Raw genomic sequence first — 24579 nt, 5'->3', positions numbered from 1 at the left:
TGGGAAGAAAAGTTATGCTCCGGTTTTATCTGTGTGCCGGCATTTCCGGCGGCTCATTTAAAAACTGCCCACAGACTAAAAGAGCAGCTTGGAGAAAAAATACGTCACCGGCAGGGTCACGGCAATTGCCGCCAGCGGGGCTAGATGGACGGAGAACTGCCATTTCTCAACCCAACCCCATAAAACGATCATGCTTAATACATACTGTAATATATAAACAAAAGGCAGCCAGATAATTGATTTCAGCCCTTGATGACGCTTGAAGACGAAAAAACGATTCATCACATAGGCAAATAAAATACCCGCCGCATACGCCATGGAGAAGCTTGCGGTATAGCTGAAAGCCATCAGCAGCAGCAAGTACACGCCATAGGTCAGGACAGTGTTAAGCCCGCCCGACAGGAGAAATCTGGCAAATGTCAGTTTAAATACTGCCAATGGCGCCGACATCATGGCCGCCCGTTACCGGCGCATTCAGTGAGTATTCTGAATTCGTCATAGTCCCGTATATAGTCTGTGGCGTCGTAATGATGCGAGGCGAATACCATCAATATGGCATCCGGCGAGTAGCGATACTGAATGCCCCAGGTCATCGCCGGCAGATAAACGCCCTGGGTGGGTTTGTCGAGTATAAACTCCTGGCGATGAATTCCATCGTCAGCCACGACATGCACCAACCCTTTTACCGCAACGAGAAATTGATGACAGACCCGGTGCGCATGTTCTCCCCGGATTTCTTCGGTGGGCACATCGTAAACCATAAAATAACGTACCGGCTTGAACGGAATGGCGTGGCCAAAATTACCCACCGACAAGCTGCCGCGAAGGTCGGCGAATTTGTTCATGGTATGCAATGTCACGCCTTTCACCATGGTTTCCGTTTGCGCCGCAACCTTACCCGCCGCGGTTATCTGTTCATGGCAAACCGGCCTGGCATCAACATAACCCACTATCTTGGCCGGGTTGCCGACGACAATGGCGTTGGCGGGAACGGAACGCGTGACGACAGCCCCCGCGCCGACCATGGCGTTTGTGCCAATGGTCAGGCCCGGCAGGACGGTACAGTTCGCGCCCAAGGAAGCGCCCCTGCGAATAACCGTTCTTGCAAATTCCTGCGGATAGACTTTACTGCGGGGGAAAGGATCGTTGGTAAAAGTAGCATTGGGTCCGATAAAGACATCGTCTTCTATGGTAATGCCGTCCCAGAGCTGGACACCGCATTTTAAAGTCACCCTATGCCCAATCTGTACGTCATTTTCAATAAATACATGGTCACACACATTACACTCGCTGCCCAGGCGCGCCCCCGGCAAGATATGAGCAAACGCCCAGATGCGCGTATCCCTGCCAATGTCATTTGATTCGCATATTGCCTGGCTATGGACAAAAAAACCGTTGGCGCTATTCATCCGCTCCTCCAAAAGCCTCTACCCGCATCGGGATGGCTAACGGCCGGGACTTGGTGTTCTCGTAGGTGCGCCAGGCATAGGAACCGACGGTACCCAGGCCCAGGAGAATCAGGCCGCCTAAAAAGGTGATGGTCAGCATAATCATGGCATAGCCGGGTATTTCAGTCGTGCCGGAAAATTTGACAAACAGGGTCAACATTCCCAGCAATACCGCCATACCGGAACCCAATGCGCCAACGCTTATCAGTAGTTTGATCGGCAAGTCGGTGAATGCAAATATACTGTCCATCATGTAATTAATTTTTTTGCCCAGCGTCCAGGCAGAACGCCCGTGGCGCCGCTCCCGGCGAGTGTACGTCACCACCTTGCGGCGGTAACCCAGCCAGAAAATCTGGGCAATAAGTGAGCTGTGGCGTTCTTCCAGCCGGAGCAATTGGTCGCGAAACGTTTTGTTACAGGCAAAAACGTCAACGCCGCCGGCGGGGATTTCGGGAATGACGTAACGGCGGTATAAGCCCCAGTATATCGCTGAGGCCAGGCGGCTCAGCCAGGGATCATGCCGGCCCTCTCTTGCGCCAACCACAACATCGATGTCCTGCCGCAGCAGTAGCTGATTCATGACCAGGACCAGTTCCGGCGGCTCTTGCAAATCCGCCGCCATGACGGCGAAACGATCACCCTTGCCATACTGCAAGCCTGCCCTGATGGCCATAAAGGCGCCGAAATTTTTCGACAGCAGCAACAGCCTTGAGCGAAAAGGCTGCAAAGGCAACTGTTGATGCAGGAGCTCATAACAGCGATCGGGGCTGCCGTCCACCACGAAAACCACTTCCAGCGCCTTTCCCAACCGGTTATTCAAGCCCGCAACGGCGGCCAGCAGGTCCGGAAGATTGTGTTGGTTACGATAAACGGGAATGACCAGCGTCAACACATTCATCCCTCCTGTTCAAAATAGGCGGTGACCGCTGTAATCACGCGATCAACCTCATCACCGGTCAAGCCAGGGTAGCAGGGCAAAGAAACCACGGTTTCGCAGGCGTGCTCGGTGACGGTCAGGGCATAGGGAAGCTCGGCAATATAGGCTGCCTGGCGATAATCGGGAATGGGATAATGGATATCCGTCTTTATCCCTTTTTGTTTAAGCACGTTGATGAATTGCCGCCTGTTCGCCAGGCGCATGACGTAAAGATGAGCAACATAGTCCGCCGCCGTGGAGCAGGGTAAAAGTACATTGAATTTGAAAAACGCCTCGTTATAGCGTTTTGCAATGAATCGGCGTTGTTCATTCCATTGATCCAGATAAGGCAGCTTGATACGCAAAATAGCCGCCTGTATCTCATCCATGCGGCTATTACGCCCGCCGGCAAGGGTTACCTGATATTTTTGCCCCCAGCCATATTGCCGTAATTGACGAATGCGTGCGGCCATGTCGTGGTTATCAGTGACCATCGCCCCGCCATCACCCAACGCGCCAAGGTTCTTGGTGGGGTAGAAACTAAAACAGGCAATAGCGCCAAAGCTGCCCGCCGGTTTGCCATTGCGGCGGGCGCCATGGGCTTGGGCGCAATCTTCCAGCACCGGTATGCCCGCGGCCGACGACAGGCGGACGATCTCTTCCATATCGGCAAGCTGGCCGTAAAGATGGGTGACGATGACGGCGGCTATAGAGGAGTCAAGTACCGCTGCCAATGCTTTGGGGCATAGGGTTAGCGTCGCTGCATCAACGTCGATATAAACCGGCGTGGCGCCGATGGCATAAATGGCGCTGCTGGCATAAAACCCGGCGTTGGCCGCCGTCACGACCCGCGCGCCCGCTTGCACATTCAAGGCTTTAAGGGCGAGCTCCAGCGCATCCGACCCATTGGCAACGCTAATGCAGTGATTTACGCCAAGGTAGTCGGCGAATTCATTTTCAAACGACCGCACCTCGTTGCCCATCACATACCAATGGCTGGTTAATACCTTGTGCAGCGGGCTGAGAAAGTCGAGGCCGGCATTCGCCTTTACGGCGGAAAAAAGTTCAAGCTCGTGCATATAATAAATACGTGTTTAACCCATTTTTAATGGATGGGAGTAGTCCTGAGCGCAAAGCAGCCAAGGTTGAATGTAGGAATGCAAATGATAAAATCATTACTGATATGATTCAGGGTTCACTGGGATAAAGTTAAGCTGTAAACCCATATTCGCCATAATTGTTTTAGTTAGCCGTTTAGTTATGATTGATTAAATTAGTTTTTTCCAATATATGACTTGCTCTATATACCTTGACCAGTTTTAGTTCAGGTGCCGGCCGCTTCCGCTTACCACGACTTTAGCAAAGCTATCTAAGTAAAACTCCGGCATGCAGATTACCACTTTCCGAACCGGGAGGTGTTTGCTTGACATTATGGTGATCGATGCGTGTGGATTCGCATTTACCCATCTGGATAGTTAAAAAAATCTTATCCTCAACGTATCCAATAAATTATAGCTAAATTAGGCTTTTCGTGCTGATGTTTGTCCTTCATTAATTGAAAGTTCATATAACTGAAACACAGTGTGTTTATTTATTAATTCAGCTAATCGGGATGAATGACTTGTAAGCCATATTTGTGAGTATCGGCTTGCTTCTGATATTAATTTTGCTAGCGCAGGTAACATCTGAGGATGAAGGCTATTCTCAGGTTCATTGAGTATAATTAATTTAGGAGGTCGAGGGCTTAACAGCGCCACTGCCAAACATAAAAATCTAATAGTACCGTCCGACATTTCATTGATATGAAGTGGCCGAGAGATGCCTACACGATTCATCATTAAACTAAACTGGGCTCTGTTGTTCGTACAAAAAAAGGAACATTCTGGGAAGGCGACCTGCAGAATTTCGTTTAATAGCTCAATGTGACCAATCTCAACAATAGTTTGATAGGCTGCTGCAAGATTTTTTCCGTCACTTGACAAAACGGGCGACCTAAATCCGACTTGCGTTTGTCTAATAGCGGATTTGCGTGAAACATCAAATTCATGATAAAAACGCCAATTTCTAATAGTCTCCTTTACTTGAGATATTTCGGGGTAAAGATGCGGTTCACTTAATTGACTGAAGAAAGATTCGTTTTCATAGATTGAGCTTGCATGTGTTATCTTTTCGCCATGTATATTAGATAATATCACGGATTGGTTTTTTCTACGTAAAACATTTGACGAGGGTCGGCGGTTAAACCCGGCAATCCATATGCTTTCTTCTTTTATCACTGGGTCTAAATCGAAGAGTGATTCAAAGGGGGGTTTATCAGGGAAACCGATTTGAAGTTCATATTCGAAGTCTACCGTTTCAAATGATAGTCTTAGTCTGCGTGGGCTATCATTTGATCTCGAGGTGCCTGACCACATAGCGTTTTCTATACCACCTTCATCACTTAAAAAAGAAGAAATCTGATTCGAAGCCGCACTGGATAAAAGATGAATGGCTTTGTAAATATTTGATTTACCGCAACCGTTTGGACCAAAAACAATATTAATCCTATCCAATTCCAAAGAGATATTTTTAATAGAACGATAGTTTTCGATGTGGATATTTGTGATCATGTTTAATTATTTTACAAGTAATTGAAATTAATTTAATTAATTTAACACATTAAGAATTTAAAGAAAAGTGAAGTGCCAATTCCATTAAATTTTTTAGAGAACCTCACTAAAGTTAAATTTTACTGCTGTAAATTAATTGAAAATAATCAAGATGACCCATTATCACTTTACTTATTGTTGATGCTGAACTGCTTTCCTGCGCCAATAGACTTTATGCAGTGACATAAATGCGCGTGGGTCTTTGACTAGCGCTTTTTTCCATGACAGACTTGTGATGAATAATTCCAGTCTGCGATGTCACGGAAGTAAACATGACTCATCATACTTGGTACGAGACTGATGTCGTGGGTAAGAGCGAACAAAGGGAGCTTGCCAAACTTATGGCCGTTTTGATTGCTCATTTGCTCAAGTGGACATTTCAACCGAGCCTCAGAGGGACTCGTTGGGTAAAGACCATCAAGGCGCAGCGTAAAGACATAATGTGCCAACGAAACGAGTGCGCTTGGCTTTTTCAGACGTGCAAGTCCATGGGACGCACAAAGTGAAAAGGTACGCGCTTCATGCCATGAATAGTGAAAAACCCGGGATAAACGCAGATGAACATTCCTTTTTCAGGCGGGTGTGCATGCGGGTCGGTCCGCTATACCGTTGTGCGGGAGCCGGTAGCCATGATCAACTGCCATTGCAGAGACTGTCAGCTTTCAAGTGGGGCTCCTTTTGCGTCAGGCATCATCGTCAAGACTGCCGACCTCGAGATCATGGGTACGCCGAAAACATATGCGGTTCGCGCCAGCAGCGGTGGTCTCACAACCCGCAGTTTTTGCCCTGACTGCGGCACCCCTTTGTTCACGCAAAGCGAAGCGTATTCGCAAGTCACCTCTATCCGATTTCCTTCCCTTGACGACATATCGGACTTCAAGCCAACGCTCGACATTTATACCGCCAGTGGGCAAAAGTGGGTTTGCCTTGATCAGACAATCCCCCACTTTCCTCAGTCACCCCAGCAGCCAAATGAACGTGACGCCTAAGTAGGGCGGTGCTGAACAGGCTGGCCGGCTTTATCCAATTTATTGCTTCTCCACCAGATATTTCACCGTGGCTGCATACTGCTGAACGAAGATATCCATGTTGCTGGTATCCATGCCCTGCATATTCAGCTGGTATTTACCGTTAACGTACATCGCCGGCACGCCCTGGAGCTGAAAGTCAGCCACCGCTTTTTCTTGCTGGACGACCAGGGATTTCACCACAAAACTGTTCCACGCCCCGTCGTACTCTTCCGGCTTCACACCCGCATCAATAAATACTTTTCGGATATCGGCCTTGTTCTGCACGGTCTGGGTTTTCTGGATCGCTTCAAACAGCGGGGATGATATTTTATCTTCTATGCCCAGCGCCATCGCCACCGCCCACGCCTGGGTCAGTTCTTTACCCAGCGGCTCAAGGAATTCAACGTGGTACTTGGTTATCTTGGTGCCTGCCGGCAGTTTTTGCTTCACGTTGTCGGAAATATGAAACACCTGTTCGAACTGATAGCAGTGCGGGCAATTAAAAGAGAAAAATTCCAATACCTGCGGCTCACCGGCAACCGGCTTATCCAGGGTAATGTACTGTTTACCGTCGGTAAACTGCGCGGCAGATGCGCTAAAGGCCAGGATGATGCCCGCCAGCGATAGCCAAATCTTTTTCATAATTAACTGCTTCCTTGATTTCACGGATAAACGTAAATTGTCATGGTGGTTCAGGTAGGGACCGGGAGCGGACCTGCTCTGTGCCCTCCGCATTTTGTGTGTCTGCATTTAAAGCCGCTACACCGTGCTGAATATTCTTGCAAGCGCCCTCATGCATTCAAGTTTTATAGTCTATAGAATTATGATCGTAATATAAAGATGCGGACCGATGCAGAAGCTGCATTATGTCGATTAGCCGGCAGCCGAACCCATATCTTCTGCTGGGTCGCGATGTCTCCGGCACAAATCAAAATAGATGAAGACATCATGCTCCTTTGTTATATTATGACCATAATTCTATGGTGGTGAAGCTTGATAAGCTGAGGGCGGTTCTATGCGTTACGCAAAAGATCACAAAGAAGAAACGCACAGACATATTGTTAAGGTCGCGGCACGGCGTTTCCGTGAAGAAGGCATTGAAAAAGTCGGTGTTGCGGCATTGATGGGGCAGGCGGGCTTGACCGTGGGAGGATTCTACAGCCACTTCACGTCCAAGGAGGAGTTGATCCGGGAAGCCGTCGGCAGTGCGGCGGACGAAACATTTTGCGGTATTTTCGGCGGCCCCGGAGGCAACGCAAAAGTCACGCTCGAGCTGATATTACGGCGTTATTTGAGCGTCGAACATCGGGATGCGCCGGGAGAAGGCTGCGTGGTGGCATCTTTGGCTTCGGAACTGAAGAATCGGCCGGAAGATACCCGTGCAATGATTGCCGGCAAAACCCTAGACTTCATCCGGCGCATGGCCGACTGCTTGCCTCAAGAGGCTGCCGCCCAGACACGAATGCGAGTCGCGGGAGCAATCTGGGCGGTGATGGCCGGTACTCTTCAGCTCTCTCGCATCGTTCCGGATAAGGCATTGTCAACGCAGCTGCTAAATGATGGCATAGCCAACGCATTGAGACTTGCCGCCGCAATGGAAAATCACCAGTAATATACAAGATGGTTTAACGCCCCTTTTGCCATTGCTTCACTATATGAAGCAATATCGCCGGTCATTTTATGACTCCTCTCACGCAACGCGCATGTGCGATAGCTTCCCGACCCCGCCGGCATACACTGCCGGATACGTAAGCAGAATTGCTCACCCAGCCTGCCGATAAATGACTGAACCTGTCCTTTATCGGCGCGCCGAAAATAACAGAGGCCTGCGCCGTCGCCTTATTATGGCGCACGGACTTCGGCTTCTATAAATAAACCTGACATTTTACCGGGAATAATACCGTTCCACCGGCGCGATGGCCCCATGCCGAAAATCCGGTGGGAAAACATGTTGGCCGCCAATATCCCATGTCGGTTAAAGCGGTTTTTTTGAGGAATAATAATATGACAGCCCTACGGAAAACGACGGTGCTTTTTAGCTCAGCACTGTTAAGCATGATTGTCCTGCCCGGTTTGGCCCGGGCGGATATCACCCTGCTTAACCGAAACAATAACCTGCCTATGCTTAACGGACTGGAATTACAATTCGGCGGTCTTATCCGGCCGCAATATCGCAATAAAATGGGCTCGGCCGACGATCATACTTATACCCAGCGGGGATATGACAGCGGCAGCTTTATTCATACTTCAGTGAATTATTACTTCAATGATGATATAAGCTTATTATGGTATTACGAAGTGGGCTTCGATATATTCAATGAACTTGGGGCCGGCAGCCATTACGATCATAATAAAGACACCACCTTCCGCCGTAAAAATTATATCGGCATCGCCAGCAAGCGTTACGGAACCTTGACCTTCGGCCAGCAAAACAGCGTTTTATACAGCGTCATCGGCGCCAAAACCGACGTCTGGGATAATGATATGCACGGTCAAGCGTCGAACAACGGCGTCAACGGCAATTATGATGGCTCCTATCGCGGTAAAAAGCTGCTCAAATATGTCAAGGACGCAGGACCGGTCACCCTGAGCGCCAGCTGGGACGCGCCGGTGGATGATTATTATGTCGAAAGCGACAATGTCCGTTACCAGCGCCAAACCGGAGGCGCCGGCGGCATCGATTACCATGTCGCCAAGGATTTGACGTTGAGCGCTGCCTACAGCTATACCCGGGCCAATATCGTTAGCCGCGTTCCGGTGGGGAGCGGCGCAAATACGGCCGGTTATAATCAGGAAGTGACGGCTATCGGGGCGCAATGGAAACCGGGTAACTGGACTCTGGCGGCCACGGCCGGCTATTACCATGATTTTATCCCGCGGCATACGGCAAGAGTGCCGGCGGCCTATTTTGAAGGGCAGGCGCGGGGTTGGGAGTACATGGCGGCTTATCGGTGGCCGGTGGCCAGCCGGGTCATTACCGCCATCAAACCATACCTGGCCGGCGACGGCATGCGCTGGGATCATTTCCAGACCAATCACACCGACCTGGGGATTGCCGCGGAACTGCCCCATGGTTTCCAAATCGATTACGAACGCACCTTCAGCAATACCTCCGATAACCAGCCGGACGAAAACTGGGTCCGTCTCTGGTATCGGTTTTGATAAAACAGTCTCAATTCATCGTGATAAATACTTATGCATTCAGAGGCCGCTTTCCCAGTTGCTTCACTATATGAAGCAATTTTAGCCGTGATTTTATGACTACTCTCACGCAACGCAGACGTGCGGTGGCTTCCCGGCCCCGCCTGCCTACACTGCTGGTTATTCAAACAACTCGGCTATCCGGGCCTTCCAGTGTTCCTCTGGGTACCGTCGTCATGCGACGTTTCGATCAGGAGATAAAATGACAAATTCCATCACTCACCGGACGGCGCCTTACCCGGCTGAGTCAGTAAAAACAAAAAGACAGCGGACGTTTAAAATCATGATGTCGGCGGGCATCGGCCACTTTATCGAATGGTTCGATTTTGGCCTTTACGGCACCCTCGCGGCCATCATCGGCAGCAACTTCTTTGCCAGCAGCGACCCAACGGTGGCGCTGCTGAAATCCTTCGCCGTGTTCGGTTCCGGTTTTTTGATGCGCCCGCTGGGGGGATTTTTCTTTGGCTCCATGGGGGACCGGCTGGGACGCCGCAAGGTCTTGGTGACGGTGATTGTCATCACGTCCTTTTCCACCTTTGCCATGGGCATTCTTCCCACGTATCCGAACGTCGGGCTACTCGCACCCGTGCTGCTGGTATTGATCCGGCTGGTGCAGGGATTCGCCGCGGGCGGCGAGAGTTCCGGCGTTATTACCTATCTTGCGGAAAGCGCGCAACCCCATCGCCGGGCCAGCCTGACCTGCTGGAGCGAAAACTTCAGTTTTATGGCGTTTGTCTGCGGTTCCGGACTGGTACTGGCCCTGACCCACCTGCTGGGGGAGCCGGCGATGAACGACTGGGGCTGGCGTATTCCTTTCCTGCTGGCCGCGCCGTTGGGGCTTGGCGGCCTCTATATGCGCCGCAATATGGAAGACTCCGCTGAATTCAATCTGCTGCAAAAAGCGGGAAAACTGGAACACTCACCGCTGCGCACCACGCTTACCACCTCCACCCGCGCACTGCTGTTCTGTGTGGGTTTCGTGGTGGTAAAGGCGGTGAGCAGCTGGGTATTGCAATCTTTTATGCCCAGCTACCTCTCCACCTATTTGCATTATTCCCATACCGATTCCTATCTGATCACCACCCTCGGCCTGCTCAGCGTCGCTATCGTAATGCCGCTGGCGGGCTATCTTTCCGACCGGTGGGGGCGCCGGCCGCTGATGCTTTTCGGGTGCGGCGGTTTTATTTTGCTGACCTACCCGGCGATGATGGTGATGGAACAGGGTTCGGTTGCCGTCTCCGTTGCCGCCATGAGCATGCTGGGCATGCTGGTGGCCCTGTTTAACGGCGGCTGCGGCGCGGCCATGGCGGAGCTTTTCCCTACCTCTTTGCGCTACGGCGGCATCGCCATCGCCTACAACATGACGGTGGCGGTCTTTGGCGGCGTTACGCCTCTTATCTCGGGGAGCCTGATTGCCGCCACCGGCAACCCGTTGTCGCCTGCGTTTTACGTCATGCTGACCGCGCTTATCTCTTTTGTCGCCGTGTGGTTGGCCAAAGAGACCGCGGGCAAAAAACTGGATTAACCCGAAAAACCGGAGTGGATATGAAGATCGTCGACGTACAGTGTTTCCCGTTAAAAATCAAACCGAAGGAGATTTATCTCGGCGGAGATCCGGATGAAGGCGCCGAGGATTATTACTATCGTCCTGAATACCGCTGCGTCTATTCACGCAAAATGGAAACCTGCCTGGTGAAGATAACCTGCGATGACGGCCATGTGGGGTGGGGCGAAGCGCTGGCCCCGGTAGTGCCGCAGGTCGCCGCGCAGTTGATAACGCACCTGTTCAAACCGCTGCTGCTCGGCGCCAGTCCGTTTAGCGGCAATGTGCTGAACGCGCGGATGTACAACTCGATGCGCGACCGCGGGCATACCGCCGGCTACCACATTGATGCGCTGGCGGCGGTGGATATCGCGCTGTGGGATCTTAAGGGGCATATTCTGGGGCAGCCTGTGCACCAGTTGCTGGGGGGCGCCTTTCGCGAGCGGGTTCCCTGTTATGTTTCCGGTCTGCCGCGCCCCACCGTCGAAGCCCGCTGCGAGCTGGCGCGGGAATGGCAGGGTAAAAACTTTAACGCGGTAAAACTGGCGCTCGGCTACGGCGTCGCCGAGGACCTGGATAATGTCCGCGCCATCCGGGAAGCGCTGGGGCCGCAGGCCGCCATTTTTATCGACGCGCACTGGAACTACAGCGTTCACGAGGCGGCAAGGCTGGCGGAAGGCCTCAAAGCCTATGACGTCGGTTTTCTTGAAGCGCCGCTGCTGCCGGAGGACGTGGCGGGCCACCGGGAGCTGCGCCGGAAAAGCGCGGTGCCGGTGGCGCTTGGCGAAACGGAACGTACCCGCTATCAGTTCCGTCCCTATCTCGAGCAGCGCGCTGTGGACATTCTGCAGCCGGATGTCGGGCGCACCGGCATTACCGAACTGATGCGCATCGCCTCCCTTGCCGAAACCTGGAACCTGCTGGTGGCGCCGCATCTGAGCGTCGGCCTGGGTCCCTGCATCGCCGCCTCCATTCACGCGGCGGCCGCGCTGCCCAACCTCTTTATGCTTGAGTTCCAGCCGCCGGTATTTGAGGTGGCCAACAGCCTGCTGCGCCAACCGCTGGTCTGTGCCGCCGGCCATTATGCGCTTCCCTCGGGGCCGGGCCTGGGTATTGAAATCAATGAAGAAAGCGTACGTGAAAATCACTGGAGTGACGCATGTTAAAAGGTAATGTTCCTATTTTGGCAACCGCTTTTGATAACCAGGGGGCTGTCGATCTTCCCGCCATCGGTAATCTTGTGCGGTTTTTACTTGAGCAGGGGATCGACGGTCTGGCGTTATTCGGCAATGCCTCGGAAGGCTACGCGCTGACGTGGCAGGAGAAAGAAGCGATTTTCATGAGCGTGAAGGCTATCACCGGCTCACTGCCGCTGGTGGTCGCCACCGGCGGCGCGGCGTCGCCGGTGGCAATAGAAGAGATTAAACGGGTGCAGGGGTGGGGGGCGGATGTGACGATGATCAATCCGCCGTCGGTGGTCAAACCCGGTCCGGAAGAGATCTACCGCTTCTATTGCGACATCTGTCAACAGTGCGATATCGACATCATGATTCAGGACGCGCCGCAAATGACCGGCGTCAGCTTTCCGGTTCCCACGCTGGTGCGGCTGTGTGAGGATTTTCCGCAAATTCGCTACATCAAAGTCGAGCAGCCCCCCACCACGCTGAAAATCAGCCAGCTTAAGGCGGCGATCGGGGACAGGGTCGGGCTTTTCGGCGGTCTCAATGCCGGCTTTTTATATGAGGAGCTCGCGCGGGGCGTTGTCGGCACCATGCCCGCCTGTGAATTTCCCGAGGTGATAAATGCCATTTTGCTGGCCTGGGAACATGACAAAGAGGCGGCGCGAGCGCTGTTTTACCGCTATTTACCCTTCCTGCGCTATGGCGTTCAACCAGGATTAGGCGTGGCGGTTCATAAAGAGATATTGCATCGCTCCGGGCTTTTTGCCACCGCTATCGTGCGCTCCCCGGCCAAGAGGCTCGATGAAATCACGCGTCTGGAGCTTCAGGAGATTACCGACCATCTGCCGCTGGCGATTCTGGCGCGGGCGCAATGAACTACATTGCCGTCGACTGGGGAACCAGTAATTTTCGCGCCATGCGCGTCAAACAGGGCAGGGTGGTGCGCACCGTGCAGTCTGAAAAAGGCGTCGCCCGCTGCCCGCGCGCGCAACTGGGGGAGGTGTTGCGCACAGAGTTAGCGCGGCTGGGGGATGATTATAACGAGCACTTGCCGGTGATCCTGTGCGGCATGATCGGCAGCAATATCGGCATCAAAGACGCCGGTTATCTCCCGCTGCCGGTCAGCTTTCACGATCTCTTCGGCCGTGGGGTGCCGCTGGAACAGGTGTTGCCCAATCCCGCTACCGTGCGCCCGGGCATCTGCAGCCGGGAGGAACATGAAATCTGCCGCGGCGAGGAGATGCAGCTGGCGGGCGCCTTAACGGTTAGCGAAGCGCGGGTGTTTGCCGCCGTGGGCACCCACAGCAAATGGATAACCGTTGATCCGGAACAGAAAAAAATCGTCGGCCTGCGCACGCTGATGACCGGTGAACTGTACCACCTGGTGCTGAATCATTCGGTGGTGGGCAAAGGACTCGGCGAGCAGGCGTTTTCTGATGACATTTTCCAGCAGGGGGTGGAAACCGCCATCACCATTGCACAGGGGGACACCACGCTGCTCAGCGAACTGTTCCGTTGCCGGGGACGCTATATCCTTGGGGAATTCGACGCCGCCTTTGCCGCGGCCTGGCTTTCCGGCCTGCTGGTGGGGCATGAAGTCTTGACCGGCCACCCGCGGGACGAAAGCGTTTGCTTTATCGGCTCCGCTCTCCTGCTGGAGCGCTACCGGCGGGCGTGCCGAATACTTCATCTTCCCTGCACCACCCTCGCGGCTGAAGAGGCGATTATTTACGGATTGAACGAGGTATTCGACGATGCTGTTTAATGGAAAAGTTATCGCCATTTTGCGGGGCATAAGCCCGTCTGACGCTATCGATCATGTCACCGGCCTGCTGGATAACGGCATCACCGATGTGGAAATCCCGGCCAATTCGCCGGACTGGGCGCAAAGTATCCGGGATATCAAACGGCACTTCGGGCTTCAGGTGAATCTGGGTGCGGGCACCATCGTCACCGCCGCGCTGGTGGAGGCCTGCGCGCAGGCCGGCGCTGATTATGTCCTCACGCCAAACCTTGACGAAAAAGTTGTCCTGGCCTGCGGGCGGCACGGACTGAAAACCTGTATAGGCGTTTACACCAGTACCGAGATTTTTGCCGCCGGCGCGCTTGGCGTCAATGCGCTGAAAATATTTCCGGCGGCGGCGCTGCCGGCGAATTGGCCGCAGCTTATCAAGGGGCCGCTTTCCCACGCCATACCGTTTTGCGCGGTGGGGGGCATTGATGAGAATAATATGGCGGACTATCTGCGTTATTACGATAGCGTGGGTATCGGATCGGCGCTTTACCGGCCCGGCCAGCCGCCGTCACTGACCCGCCGGCGCGCCGCGGCGCTGATGGGATGACATTCGGCGCTCCGCGCCTGAAATGTCAAACCGGCGGCGCTTATCCGCCGCTGATTTTATGCGCCGCCGAAACCAGGAACTTTTTCAGCGTTTCCAATTCCAGCCGTTCGCCGCTCAGGTTTGACAGCGCTATCGCCGCCTGCATTCCCGGAATGGCGCAGGCCATACGGTACTCCTGCGGCGGATAGCGCTTCACGATGACCTGATGGCGCCGGGCGCTGTCGATATCCTCTTTGATCAGATGAAAATCGTGTATGCCAATCAGGCTGACGATTTCTTCATCGCTGCGTCCGGCAAGAAGTTTAATGCCGATAATCGAATCGGTAACCGGGACCGAATCATAATTCCCTATGGCCCGGGCCACGCTTTTCCCCTGTCGGGTATGGATCAAATAGACGACATCCCTGCCGCTCAACACGCCGATGACAATGGAAACCGGTTTGTTGCCCACTTCCTCGAGTATTTCGAGGACGGCTTTGTAAAAGGCGGAATTATGAATGGCATGGGCGGAAAAACGGTGCACGCCAAGGCCTAGGGAGTACTTTCGCTTTTCATTGCGATGTACCATCTCCAGCGCCAGCAGCGTTTGCATGATGCGGGTAACTTTTGCCGAATCAAGCGATAATTGGCGGCCAATCTCACGGATACCTGTGGGTTCACTCACGGTGGCCAGCAGGTTCATACAGCGAAACGCATCATATACCGAATGTAGTAGCATCTTACTCCCCGTCCGGGAACAGCCATGTGGCCCACACCGTTATTCTATAGCGGGAAGCGGTTGATTTCTCCCTATAAAGCGATTTGCAAGTCCCGTCGACGCCGGCGATCCGCATCACGACCGCCAGAACCCGGCTAGATGGACCATTCGGTCCTCGTCATCCCACCGGGCATAGCTGTTGCCGCTCCCGTTGCGGGAACATGACTTCGCCTTCGTGCGGACATCCACGCCCTTCACCCTTGCAGCAGTTCCGTGACGACGAAGCGCCACTGGCTTGAGCGAAGAAAGACGTGCGAAGTGGGCAGCCTGATCAGTGCGCAAGGAATGTGCGCAGTTGGGCGTGCATCCAGGGGTAGAATTCCTCTGCTTTTGTGTTCAGCCTGGATTTCAGGTCGCGCGTCAAATCGTCGGCCAGCACCTCAAGCGCGCCCGTGGTGACGCCTTCATAGGCCTGGCTAACAACGCTGGCCGGGCTGCTTTTCGGGACATCGTAGCCGGCGGCCATCGGCGTGTCGATCATGCCGACCATGAGGCCCACGACCTGGGTTCCTTGTCCTTCCAGCTCAAACCTGAGCGCGTTGGTCGCCGACCAGAAAGCAGCCTTCGACGCCGCATAGGCAGTCGGCATGCTGATCCAGGCCGCAGAAGAGAGAATGTTCAGCAACGTTCCGCCGCCATTGGCGGCGAGGATGGGAGCAAACGCGTTCGCGACGCGCAACGAACCGAAGAAGTTGGTTTCGAATATACGGCGGAGCTCGTCTTCCGGGCCGGAAATGGAATCGGATAACGGCGCGATGGCCGCGTTGTTGATCAGCAGATCGACGTCGGGGGCCATCGCGACAGCGCGGATGACCGCTTCGGCGCTGGTAATATCGAGGGGCAGCGGCTGCACATTGGCATCATTCCAACTTTTGGGCGTACGTGCCGCGGCATAGACCTTCCTGGCCCCGCGCTTGAGGGCCTGCGTCACGAACTCATGGCCAAGGCCGCCATTAGCGCCGGTCACGAGCACGGTCCGTCCGCTCAGAGACAATTCTAACTTGTCAGACAATGTGGTCATGTGTTCTACTCCGGAATTATGTGGGGATTGCCCCCCTATATACGGGGAGTGTCCCCACTTTGTCAAGGCGGGATTTAATGGCTACTCAACAACGGCCGATGCGCGCCGATGCCCGGCGGAACCGCGACGCAATCTTGGCGGCGGCGCGGGAAATCTTCGAAACGGAAGGCGTGCTCGCCTCCCTCGACGCCATCGCTCTTCGCGCTGGGGTTGGGAACGCGACGCTCTATCGAAATTTTCCCACCAGGGAAGATCTTCTTGCGGCGGTTATGGAGGCAAGCATTGACAGTGCCCGGGCGCAAGCACAAGCGCTCGGCCGCGAGCGTTCGCCCCGCGATGCGCTCGCTGAATGGCTGGTGTGGCTGACGTGGCGGCTGCGGATCTGGCATGACCTGCCTCAATGTATCGCTACCGCTCGCGGTTCATCGGACGCGTCGATGAATCCGGCCATTTCCTCCCTCGTGGATCAAACAAATAACCTGCTTGGCCGGGCACGGGAAGCCGGTGCCGCCATTGATGCGGTTAATGGCAGCGAGGTTTTTGAATTGGTGACGGCATTATCCTGGGCGGTAGACAGATTCGGCGACGATGAGCCCGCCGCGCGCAGGCGCGTGGAGATCGCGACAGCAGGGCTTTTCAAACCGCTCTCGAAAAGTCGCTCTTCAGTTTCTTATCCGGACTAACTGAGATATTTCAACGTTGCCGCGGGCGCCAGCCGGAGAATATCGCAAAGATCCGGTTATTTCTGATAGTCATCGCGCACGTTGATAACCCTGCGAAGATGCGCCACATCCTACAATACGTGATAAAGAATTTCACGTTCTCTCATATTTCACTATCTAGGGAGGCCCTATGCTCGATCATATCTTTTTATCGGTGAGCGACACAGACCGATCCGTTGCGTTTTACACGGCGGCGCTGGCGCCGCTCGGTATCACAGCCCGCGTGGACTATGACGGGAGAGACGGGCCGCCGGGACATCCTGACCTCAAGGGGTTTGGCGCCAACGGCCGAATTTTTTTCTGGCTGCGGCAGGGCGCGGCGGCGAGCGGCGCTGTACACGTTGGTTTCGTTGCCGATAGTACAGCCATGGTTGACGAGGCCTATGCCGCAGCGATAAAAGCGGGGGCCTCTGACAACGGCGTGCCTGGCGCGCGTCTTTATTATGATCCGCGCTATTATGCCGCCGGTGTTATCGACCCCGACGGCTATACCCTGGAATTCGTCTATAAAAGCTGGCAGCACAACCCATCATGAAAACATTACTTATGCGCCGATAAGTATCACTCTTGCCTGATGGCGGGTATAGACATGCTTAGCATGATAAATCCGTCATCCACACGGCGATATCCTTCCATTGAGGAATGTCAGCGTTCGCGCCATTAGCTAAATAAGCACAAAGTGACGAGGATTTGCTGGATGAAATTGCCATTATTAGACTGATTACAGCATTCACTATAGGGGGAGTTCCGCACACTTATAGTCGAGTGCGGTTAAAAAAGCGCCGGATGCTATTTGCTGACGCTGCGGTAGCTTCCGATGGTCATGGTGAAGTCCTCAAACAAGGAGTAAATCTTATATGCCAGAAAGTAAGCCAACATCGCGGCCTATGTTGCGGCGCTCGCTTATCAAAATCGGTAAACACCTTTTACGCTGGAATGGACGTTTTCAGACCCGTCATTCGCTTATCTCCACTACCCCGCACATCAGTAATAAAGAATTTGATTGGACGGCACGTCTCGAGAATGCCTGGCCCGAAATCCGGGCTGAGCTTGATCATCTGCTTGAGCATCCTGAAGACATACCCTCCTTCCACCAAATCTCCCCGGACCAGAAGCGAATCTCCAAGGGAGATAACTGGAAAACCTTTGGCATGTATGTATTTGGAAAGCGCATCGAGCAGAATTGCCGGCTATGTCCACGGACGGCGGAGGTGATCAGCACTATCCCAGGTATGTATACGGCGATGTTCTCTATACTAAAGCCCCATTATCACATTGTCCCGCACAAAGGCCCGACGCGTGCCGTGGTCCGTGCTCACCTGGGTGTTAAGGTGCCAAAAAATTGGCAAAATGTGTGGATCAGAGTGCACGACCAGGTTCTGCATTGGCAAGAGGGAAAAGTCCTGCTGTTTGATGACTCCTATGAGCATGAGGTGCTTAATGATACCGATGAAATGCGCGCGGTATTATTTTTAGATGTCATCCGGCCAATGGATCGGATTGGAACACTTTTTAACCGTGTCCTTTTTGCTTTGATGAAGGCAAGCCCTTATGTGAAACAACCCATCAAGAATTTGTCAGCATGGAACCGTAAAGATCATTCAGGGCTTACGTAAAGACGGGTCGGCGCCTTTCGCGCCGGCAAAAAGTCAGAGTCGGCTTTTTCCTCTTGTTGGAAAGAGGCGGAATTCACCTTGAACTGCAAATGTAGTGCCCGCTTCAGCGCACCCGCCTGCCAGCGCGCGGGCGCGCTTTTATTGATTGAAAGCCGATTAATTGAATACCATGCCGCCATCAATGATCAGCGCTTGGCCGGTCATATAGTCGGAGTCGGGCCCCGCCAGATAGGATACGCAGGCCGCCACGTCTTCCGGCTCGGATATCCGGCCCAGCGTGACCGTTTTTGCCCACTGCTGCAGACCCCATTCAAGCGACTGCTTGTTTTCATCAGCGACTTTTTTGGCAATATTTTCCATCATCGGAGTACGCACAATACCCGGACAATAGGCATTGACGGTCACGCCGAGTTTAGCCAGATCACGGGCGGCCGTTTGGGTAATGCCCCGGACGGCGAACTTGGTGGCGCCATAGACCGCCAGGTCAGGGTTGCCCACCTGTCCGGCCTGGGATGAGGCATTGATTATCTTGCCGACGATGTCGCCGGTTTTGGCGGGTTTTCTGGCTTTGAAGTGTTTAAGCGCGGCCTGGATACCCCAGTACACGCCGCCCACATTAACGTCAAAAACCTTATGGTAGATTTCCGGCGTAATATCTTCAAGGGGAGTGGTCGGGCCTAAACCGGCATTGTTGATCATGACATCAAGCCGGCCGAACTTTGCCACCACCTGGTCGACGGCGGATATGACCTCTTCTCGCTTTGACACATCCACCGACACGGCCAAGGCTTTGCCGCCGGCCGCCTCAATCAACGCCACCGTCTCCTTCGCTGTAACGGTGTTAAAGTCCAGGCTGCCGATAGCAAAGCCATCCTTAGCCAAGCGCAGCGCAATGGCCCTGCCAATACCCTGACCGGCCCCGGTCACAACCGCGACTTTCTTGTTCGCATCAACCACTCTATGCTCCTTGATTTTTGATTTGCAGGTGAAGCCGTTTTGCCAACGGTTCCAGATTATTCTCTGTTAGTCATAGCAGAAAAAGCGACCTTTGATGGGGATAAGTCATTATCAGACACATAACAGTTGGGCTTATTGCACTTAATTACAGGCGGAAAAACCGTTGCTCGATACAGGTAAGCGCTTTTACAGACCCGGCGTGCACCCAAGACCCACGAATTTCACCGAACTGGCCGGATACTGCGGACTTTTAGCCTAAGCATTGCTTCAGAGCGGGGAGGGTGATCAAAGAATTGACTGTACGCACTGCGCTACTTTGCGGGCTTGGACTTTTCAGCGTTGGCAACATAGCGACCACGATAGCGCCTTCACTATGGGTGTTATTGACGGCACGGCTGATTGCCGGTGTTGGCGCCGGCGTGTTTTCACCCCTGGCATCATCCAGCGCCGCTAATCTCGTTGATGCCAGCCGGCGCGGCCGGGCTTTATCTATGGTGCTGGCTGGATTGAGCATGGGTACCGCCTTGGGCGTCCCTCTTGGCTTATTGATTGCAGACCGGTTCGGTTGGCGTTGGACCATTGGATTTATCGTGGTGTTGGGGCTTATCTCCGCCATTGGCGTATCAATCCATTGCGCCAGATTCCCGACGCCCCGCTCAATTGCCTGGCATGAACGCGTTATGGCCTTACGGACACCTTTCACCCTTTCCACGCTGGCCGTTACACTATGGACTGGTATCGCTTCCCTGGGTCTTTATACCTATATGGCCAAAGTCACAATGGCCAATGGATTAAGCTTGTCCCTAAATACCCTCATTTGGATGTGGGGACTGGGAGGAATGACCGGCGCCCTCCTTAATTGGACGGCTTCTTGATATTTGCTTGCCACCCATAAAAGCGACGCTGATTTTATTAGTCGCGCTGGGCATTGGATTTTGTCTATTCGGGTTTATGCCTTTGCCAATGGTCATGTTGGGCGCTTTCTCGTGGGGATTGGCCGGCTGGGCCAGCATCGCTCCTCAACAGCATGCCCTGGTAACGCATTCCCCCAAACATGCCGTTGCGCTAATCGCCTGGAATTCATCGGCTAACTATCTGGGCGGAGCCATCGGTGCCGCGGCAGGATCGGTTGCATTAATGGCGCATCTACCCGCGCATTGGCTGCCTATTGGCGCGTTATTGGCGGTAGTCATAGCGATAACCGTCCATATAGGTAAGACACTGAAACTCGAAAAGGACGCTAAGGGTTTTACCGAAAGAAATAATTAACGCTCAAGCTCGGATGCAAGCACGGCATCAAGCAGGCCGGGAAACTTCAAATCCAGCAGATCGCGGCGAAGGCTTATCCAGCAGTTGCGCCCCTCCGGGCGTGTCGTGGTGACACCTGCCTCACGTAGGATACGGGTGTGGTGCGTAATCGTCGATTTTGGTATACCCGGACCAAGTTCCAAACTATTAACCATACCCCGGATCGCCAAGATGTGGACCATGGCAAGCCTAACAGGATCGCTCAAAGCAAATAGCACGCGGGGCAGACTTACATCTTTTGGTTCAGGGTGAATGTATGAGCGAACCATGAGTACTCAACTTTTCTTAAAAGGTTAATATTAGTTCAAGTTTATTCGAACAATCAATAGAATTTAACGTGACAGACACGAGAGCCTCCCCGCGCCTTATCCGGCTGACAGCAAATGTGTATCGGATCATAGAGGCAAAAACTAATTAATGGAATAAAGCCTTTATTCTTTACAAAATTTAAATTTATCTTAAGATAATTATTATAGGATTATTTCTGCCCCCTGGGTAATGTTCTCGCAGCTAATAGATAAAAACCATAATTTTTTATAATCAATGAGATTATTAAAATGTCTAAATACTTAAGCAAGGTTTTATGTTTATTGATGCTGATAGCCTCCGCCGAGACTCATGAAAGTGAAATAAACTTATATTCCGCCAACACCGGTTCGTTTGTTTATCATCTGACGGGTAACTATGGTCAATATAATGAGTTTTTTGACAATAAATTCATTTCTGTTGAACGTAAATTCTCTGAAGATTCAAAATACAGTGTGCTACTTGGGACATTAAACAATAGTTTCGGCGACCGCTGTATCGCAATAGGCGTGAGAAGGGACTGGATAACAGGCGACTCAGGCTGGTCTTTTAAAGGGATATATGGTTACACGGGTGAATTCTTTTTTGACGCGTTCAGTCACTGTGGTGATCACGGTTCGTATAATGATTTCAGGAAAGCGACCGGAATAGGATGGTCACCCTATATTTATCATGCAATTCAATACAACTTTACAGATTTTTTCGCGATTGAAAGCGGGATAATACTTCCTTCAGTTTTTGTCGTGAGCGTGCACTGGAGCTTCAGATAAATTTTACCAGCACAGGATATTATCATGTCGGATGTACTTCGTTTAGCTCTTATCGGAGATTACCGTGCCGATGCCTAGCTCATCCAGCCATTCTTCCCGCCATTAGGCTTGCCGCCGCTCACCTTAACGTTAAAGTAAAATGTAATGGAACACCACTCCTGAACTAGGCGTACTTGCCGATATCAAACAGCACGAAGAGGTGGTATTCACGCCGGGTTCCTGTATTGCCAAGGCCTAAAATCGGCTGAACGCGGATGAAGCCTTCGGCGTAAATCCTGACTTCTGACGTTCATTAGTCGAATCCACCGGGTAGGCTGGCCGATGAAGAAGATTGTCGCAACAGGTATCGTAAATTTTACGTGCCGAAAGCTCAGTGGAAATGGTTAATGAGATTTGAACCAATAAAATAGCAAATTTGGTTATTATTTTCATGTCTTAAAAGATTTTTAAATTTCAAATAAGCAGATGACGGCTATAAGAAATCAAAAAAGATAATGGCTGCTTATATTTCCCAAAAAACCAAATAAGTCAATATTAAGTATCAACAATACTTTTTTATGTTAATTCAATATAAGGATATAAATGATGACATCGAAGTTTGGAAAGACCTCTGAGGTGAAAGCGGGAAATCAAGAAAAAGACGCTTTATTTTCCGAAAACAGAAGGAACCTTCTAAAAGAAATTACTGGTATAGCGGCAATAGGGGTGTTGGCATCGGCACCCATTCCCGTATCGGCCAGTGAGGCGAATAGCCGCGCCCCCTTGCCTGCCCGTCAGCCGGGAGTTCATGATTACGATGTGATCATTGCTAATGGCTTGGTTATTTTAGAACAGGGTGAAACGCTTACTGATGTCGCTATAAAAAACGGCAAAATAGCCGCAATCGGCTCGTCATTAAGAGGAGCTCAACAGGTGATTGATGCAACGGGTCTGGTGGTAAGCCCGGGAATGGTGGATGCGCACGTCCATATCAATGAACCGGGGGGCGGCATCCGCAACGACTGGGAAGGGTATGTCACCGGAACCAGGGCATGCGCCAAAGGCGGCGTCACCACCATCATAGAGATGCCGTTGAATCAATTGCCCGCCACAGTAGATAAAAAAACGCTGGAAATCAAATATGCCGCGGGTGAAGGAAAATTAGTCATTGATGTAGCGTCCCATGGTGGCTTGGTTCCTTATAATGTAGAAAACAATGGAATCAAAGAGCAGAGCGACGGTGGGGTTGTTGGATACAAATGCTTTATGGCAACGTGCGGCGATCCTTCCATTAAAGGTGATTTTCTTAACGTTGATGATTATTCCCTTTATGAAGGCATGCGACAAATAGCCAAAACAGGCAAGGTTTTGATGATTCATGCTGAGAACGCCGCTATAACAGACCGTTTAGAGCAAATAGCCTATAAAAAAGGTCACGTATCGTTAAAATCCTATGTAGCCACTCGTCCGGTTTTTGCTGAAGTTGAAGCCATCCGACGCGCGGTTTTATTTGCGAAGATAACCGGCTGCCCAATAAATTTTTGCCATGTATCGAGCCCCGAAGCTGTGGAAGAGGTGATAAAAGCGCGCGGGGAAGGGGTTAACATTACCTGTGAAACCTGTAATCAGTATTTGTATTTTGTCACGGATGAGTTGGATGAGATAGGCCCGTTGGCAAAATGCTCACCGCCCATTCGCGATAAAATAGCGCAGGATGGCTTATGGCGGCATGTGCTGGCCGGCAATATAAACTTTATTACGTCTGATCATTCACCTTGTCCGGCAAAACTGAAAAACAAAAAGAATGCGTTTGACGCCTGGGGCGGCATTGCCGGAGTACAAAATGACGTTGATATTTTTTTTGATGAAAGCGTACAGAAACGGGGTATGCCGTTGAAACAGTTTGCCAGACTCATCGCATCAAATCCTGCCGACCGCTTTGCTTTGCATACAAAAGGCAGAATTGCGATTGGCAAAGATGCCGACTTTACCTTTATCAAGCCGAACTCGCCCTATACCCTTAGAGCTGAGGATTTGGAATACAAAAATAAAATCAGCGCTTATGTCGGCCGGAAAATCGGCGCCCGGATTGTCCGGACCGTTTTACGGGGCGAAACGGTTTACAGCCAGGAAGACGGCCTAACCGGCTCCTTTCCTGGCCGATATATCAAAGTGTGACCAGGGGAAGCCCGGATATCAGGTTAAGGCTGCAAAAGGATCGCTGCCGGGTGCGATTGTCCAATACTTCAACATAAATGATGGAATCGACCCAGGCCGGAGCCTGCGTCTTTTCCATCTTTAATGGGCGATGGGGAGACGATAAAAAAGCCGGGGGCAGTGGATTAACCAAACAAGCGTACGGCCAGGCGCTACCACCTTTGCTGACCGATTATTGATGCTGCAACAGGGGCTTGGTTAACGCTTTGTTAAGAAAAGGGTTGTTTTATAGAATTTGAAGGGGATCACATTACACCATTTATTCATTGGTAATTGTCTTGAGGTATAATTATTGTTTGAAGGTAAATTAATTATTTGTACTTTTAGCCTTGATATTAGCGGCTGGGAAGCTTTTGCTTGATTATAAATAGACATAATAAAAATTAATAAATAAATTCATATATACTAAATAAAATCTAATGGAATTAAGTTAGGTAAATAACAGTTGCCATTCAGTAGACTGAATCGATGGGTATTGTCATTTGAAATATGTTTATAAGGGCGATTTCGGCCCATGAGTTTTCTCGCTTTATTAGCATAATAGCCAATTTAATTAGAAACCGTAATCTGTAGCGAACCTAATAATCTTCGCGGCGCTATTTTTTTACGTTTTCTCGCCGGATAGACGTTTTACGGA

Annotated in this window: 24 protein-coding genes and 1 pseudogene; 16 read left to right on the top strand and 9 right to left on the bottom strand. The window is 51.9% G+C overall.

Annotated elements, in window-relative coordinates; translation table 11 throughout:
• Positions 1-75: 75 nt before the first annotated feature.
• The 5 genes from ACL2XJ_RS03815 to ACL2XJ_RS03795 form a co-directional block, all read right to left on the bottom strand.
• Positions 76-453 carry a GtrA family protein gene (locus ACL2XJ_RS03815; protein ID WP_413725667.1) on the bottom strand — a complete coding sequence of 126 codons (378 nt, stop codon included), beginning with the start codon at positions 451-453 and terminating at the stop codon, positions 76-78.
• A complete protein-coding gene (locus ACL2XJ_RS03810; protein WP_413725666.1) occupies positions 450-1409 on the bottom strand; it encodes a WxcM-like domain-containing protein in 960 nt (319 codons plus the stop codon). The genes ACL2XJ_RS03815 and ACL2XJ_RS03810 overlap by 4 nt, the downstream gene beginning before the upstream one ends.
• Positions 1402-2346 (bottom strand): glycosyltransferase family 2 protein, encoded by a 945-nt coding sequence (locus ACL2XJ_RS03805; RefSeq protein WP_413725665.1) that lies wholly within the window; start codon positions 2344-2346, stop codon positions 1402-1404. The genes ACL2XJ_RS03810 and ACL2XJ_RS03805 overlap by 8 nt, the downstream gene beginning before the upstream one ends.
• Entirely contained in the window at positions 2343-3443 is a 1101-nt protein-coding gene (locus ACL2XJ_RS03800; protein ID WP_413725664.1) for a DegT/DnrJ/EryC1/StrS family aminotransferase, read from the bottom strand. The genes ACL2XJ_RS03805 and ACL2XJ_RS03800 overlap by 4 nt, the downstream gene beginning before the upstream one ends.
• A 441-nt stretch (positions 3444-3884) precedes the next feature.
• A complete protein-coding gene (locus tag ACL2XJ_RS03795; protein ID WP_413725663.1) occupies positions 3885-4973 on the bottom strand; it encodes an AAA family ATPase in 1089 nt (362 codons plus the stop codon).
• A gap of 311 nt (positions 4974-5284) precedes the next feature.
• Between ACL2XJ_RS03795 and ACL2XJ_RS03790 the strand changes: the two are divergent.
• Positions 5285-5452: pseudogene (locus ACL2XJ_RS03790) on the top strand (DUF29 family protein); the annotation flags it as partial.
• 117 nt (positions 5453-5569) lie between these two features.
• On the top strand, positions 5570-6001 hold the full coding sequence (locus ACL2XJ_RS03785; RefSeq protein ID WP_413725662.1) for a GFA family protein: 432 nt from the start codon (positions 5570-5572) through the stop codon (positions 5999-6001).
• A 39-nt stretch (positions 6002-6040) separates the two neighbouring features.
• On the opposite strand, the gene dsbA is transcribed toward ACL2XJ_RS03785, so the two are convergent.
• Positions 6041-6664 carry a thiol:disulfide interchange protein DsbA gene (gene dsbA, locus ACL2XJ_RS03780; RefSeq protein WP_413725661.1) on the bottom strand — a complete coding sequence of 208 codons (624 nt, stop codon included), beginning with the start codon at positions 6662-6664 and terminating at the stop codon, positions 6041-6043.
• 373 nt (positions 6665-7037) lie between these two features.
• On the opposite strand from dsbA, the gene ACL2XJ_RS03775 reads away from it, so the two are divergent.
• The 7 genes from ACL2XJ_RS03775 to ACL2XJ_RS03745 all read left to right on the top strand — a co-directional run bounded on the left by ACL2XJ_RS03775 (position 7038) and on the right by ACL2XJ_RS03745 (position 14289).
• Positions 7038-7634, top strand: a complete 597-nt coding sequence (locus ACL2XJ_RS03775; protein ID WP_413725660.1) for a TetR/AcrR family transcriptional regulator — start codon at positions 7038-7040, stop codon at positions 7632-7634.
• Between the two features lie 392 nt (positions 7635-8026).
• Positions 8027-9184 carry a porin gene (locus ACL2XJ_RS03770; RefSeq protein WP_413725659.1) on the top strand — a complete coding sequence of 386 codons (1158 nt, stop codon included), beginning with the start codon at positions 8027-8029 and terminating at the stop codon, positions 9182-9184.
• Between the two features lie 241 nt (positions 9185-9425).
• Positions 9426-10748 (top strand): MFS transporter, encoded by a 1323-nt coding sequence (locus ACL2XJ_RS03765; RefSeq protein ID WP_413725658.1) that lies wholly within the window; start codon positions 9426-9428, stop codon positions 10746-10748.
• Between the two features lie 20 nt (positions 10749-10768).
• Positions 10769-11932 (top strand): mandelate racemase/muconate lactonizing enzyme family protein, encoded by a 1164-nt coding sequence (locus ACL2XJ_RS03760; RefSeq protein ID WP_413725657.1) that lies wholly within the window; start codon positions 10769-10771, stop codon positions 11930-11932.
• Positions 11926-12822 carry a dihydrodipicolinate synthase family protein gene (locus ACL2XJ_RS03755; protein ID WP_413725656.1) on the top strand — a complete coding sequence of 299 codons (897 nt, stop codon included), beginning with the start codon at positions 11926-11928 and terminating at the stop codon, positions 12820-12822. The genes ACL2XJ_RS03760 and ACL2XJ_RS03755 overlap by 7 nt, the downstream gene beginning before the upstream one ends.
• Positions 12819-13712, top strand: a complete 894-nt coding sequence (locus tag ACL2XJ_RS03750) for a 2-dehydro-3-deoxygalactonokinase (RefSeq protein WP_413725655.1) — start codon at positions 12819-12821, stop codon at positions 13710-13712. The genes ACL2XJ_RS03755 and ACL2XJ_RS03750 overlap by 4 nt, the downstream gene beginning before the upstream one ends.
• Positions 13702-14289, top strand: coding sequence for a bifunctional 4-hydroxy-2-oxoglutarate aldolase/2-dehydro-3-deoxy-phosphogluconate aldolase (locus ACL2XJ_RS03745; RefSeq protein ID WP_413725654.1), 588 nt, complete (start codon positions 13702-13704; stop codon positions 14287-14289). The genes ACL2XJ_RS03750 and ACL2XJ_RS03745 overlap by 11 nt, the downstream gene beginning before the upstream one ends.
• 40 nt (positions 14290-14329) lie before the next feature.
• On the opposite strand, the gene ACL2XJ_RS03740 is transcribed toward ACL2XJ_RS03745, so the two are convergent.
• Complete coding sequence (locus ACL2XJ_RS03740; protein ID WP_413725653.1) at positions 14330-15007, bottom strand: transcriptional regulator; 678 nt, start codon at positions 15005-15007, stop codon at positions 14330-14332.
• 310 nt (positions 15008-15317) lie between these two features.
• Entirely contained in the window at positions 15318-16067 is a 750-nt protein-coding gene (locus tag ACL2XJ_RS03735) for an SDR family oxidoreductase (protein ID WP_413725652.1), read from the bottom strand.
• Between the two features lie 77 nt (positions 16068-16144).
• On the opposite strand from ACL2XJ_RS03735, the gene ACL2XJ_RS03730 reads away from it, so the two are divergent.
• The 3 genes from ACL2XJ_RS03730 (at position 16145) to ACL2XJ_RS03720 (ending at position 18405) form a co-directional block, all read left to right on the top strand.
• Positions 16145-16750 carry a TetR/AcrR family transcriptional regulator gene (locus tag ACL2XJ_RS03730; protein ID WP_413725651.1) on the top strand — a complete coding sequence of 202 codons (606 nt, stop codon included), beginning with the start codon at positions 16145-16147 and terminating at the stop codon, positions 16748-16750.
• 169 nt (positions 16751-16919) lie between these two features.
• Entirely contained in the window at positions 16920-17324 is a 405-nt protein-coding gene (locus ACL2XJ_RS03725; RefSeq protein ID WP_413725650.1) for a VOC family protein, read from the top strand.
• 322 nt (positions 17325-17646) lie between these two features.
• Positions 17647-18405, top strand: coding sequence for an aspartyl/asparaginyl beta-hydroxylase domain-containing protein (locus ACL2XJ_RS03720; protein ID WP_413725649.1), 759 nt, complete (start codon positions 17647-17649; stop codon positions 18403-18405).
• A 156-nt stretch (positions 18406-18561) separates the two neighbouring features.
• On the opposite strand, the gene ACL2XJ_RS03715 is transcribed toward ACL2XJ_RS03720, so the two are convergent.
• Positions 18562-19362 (bottom strand): (S)-acetoin forming diacetyl reductase, encoded by an 801-nt coding sequence (locus ACL2XJ_RS03715; protein ID WP_132925524.1) that lies wholly within the window; start codon positions 19360-19362, stop codon positions 18562-18564.
• Between the two features lie 281 nt (positions 19363-19643).
• On the opposite strand from ACL2XJ_RS03715, the gene ACL2XJ_RS03710 reads away from it, so the two are divergent.
• The 4 genes from ACL2XJ_RS03710 to allB all read left to right on the top strand — a co-directional run bounded on the left by ACL2XJ_RS03710 (position 19644) and on the right by allB (position 23903).
• Positions 19644-20237 carry an MFS transporter gene (locus ACL2XJ_RS03710; protein WP_413725648.1) on the top strand — a complete coding sequence of 198 codons (594 nt, stop codon included), beginning with the start codon at positions 19644-19646 and terminating at the stop codon, positions 20235-20237.
• An 82-nt stretch (positions 20238-20319) separates the two neighbouring features.
• The gene (locus ACL2XJ_RS03705; protein ID WP_413725647.1) at positions 20320-20631 is read left to right on the top strand and encodes a hypothetical protein; all 312 of its coding nucleotides are present in this window, start codon (positions 20320-20322) and stop codon (positions 20629-20631) included.
• Between the two features lie 632 nt (positions 20632-21263).
• The gene (locus ACL2XJ_RS03700) at positions 21264-21746 is read left to right on the top strand and encodes a hypothetical protein (RefSeq protein WP_413726844.1); all 483 of its coding nucleotides are present in this window, start codon (positions 21264-21266) and stop codon (positions 21744-21746) included.
• Between the two features lie 582 nt (positions 21747-22328).
• Complete coding sequence (allB, locus tag ACL2XJ_RS03695) at positions 22329-23903, top strand: allantoinase AllB (RefSeq protein ID WP_413725646.1); 1575 nt, start codon at positions 22329-22331, stop codon at positions 23901-23903.
• Positions 23904-24579 lie beyond the last annotated feature (676 nt).

The organism is Sodalis sp. RH16 (assembly GCF_047324245.1).
In the GTDB taxonomy this organism is placed as follows: domain Bacteria; phylum Pseudomonadota; class Gammaproteobacteria; order Enterobacterales; family Enterobacteriaceae; genus Acerihabitans; species Acerihabitans ligni.
Note: the sequence above shows the minus strand (reverse complement) of the source record. Positions and strands in the feature narration are given on the sequence as shown.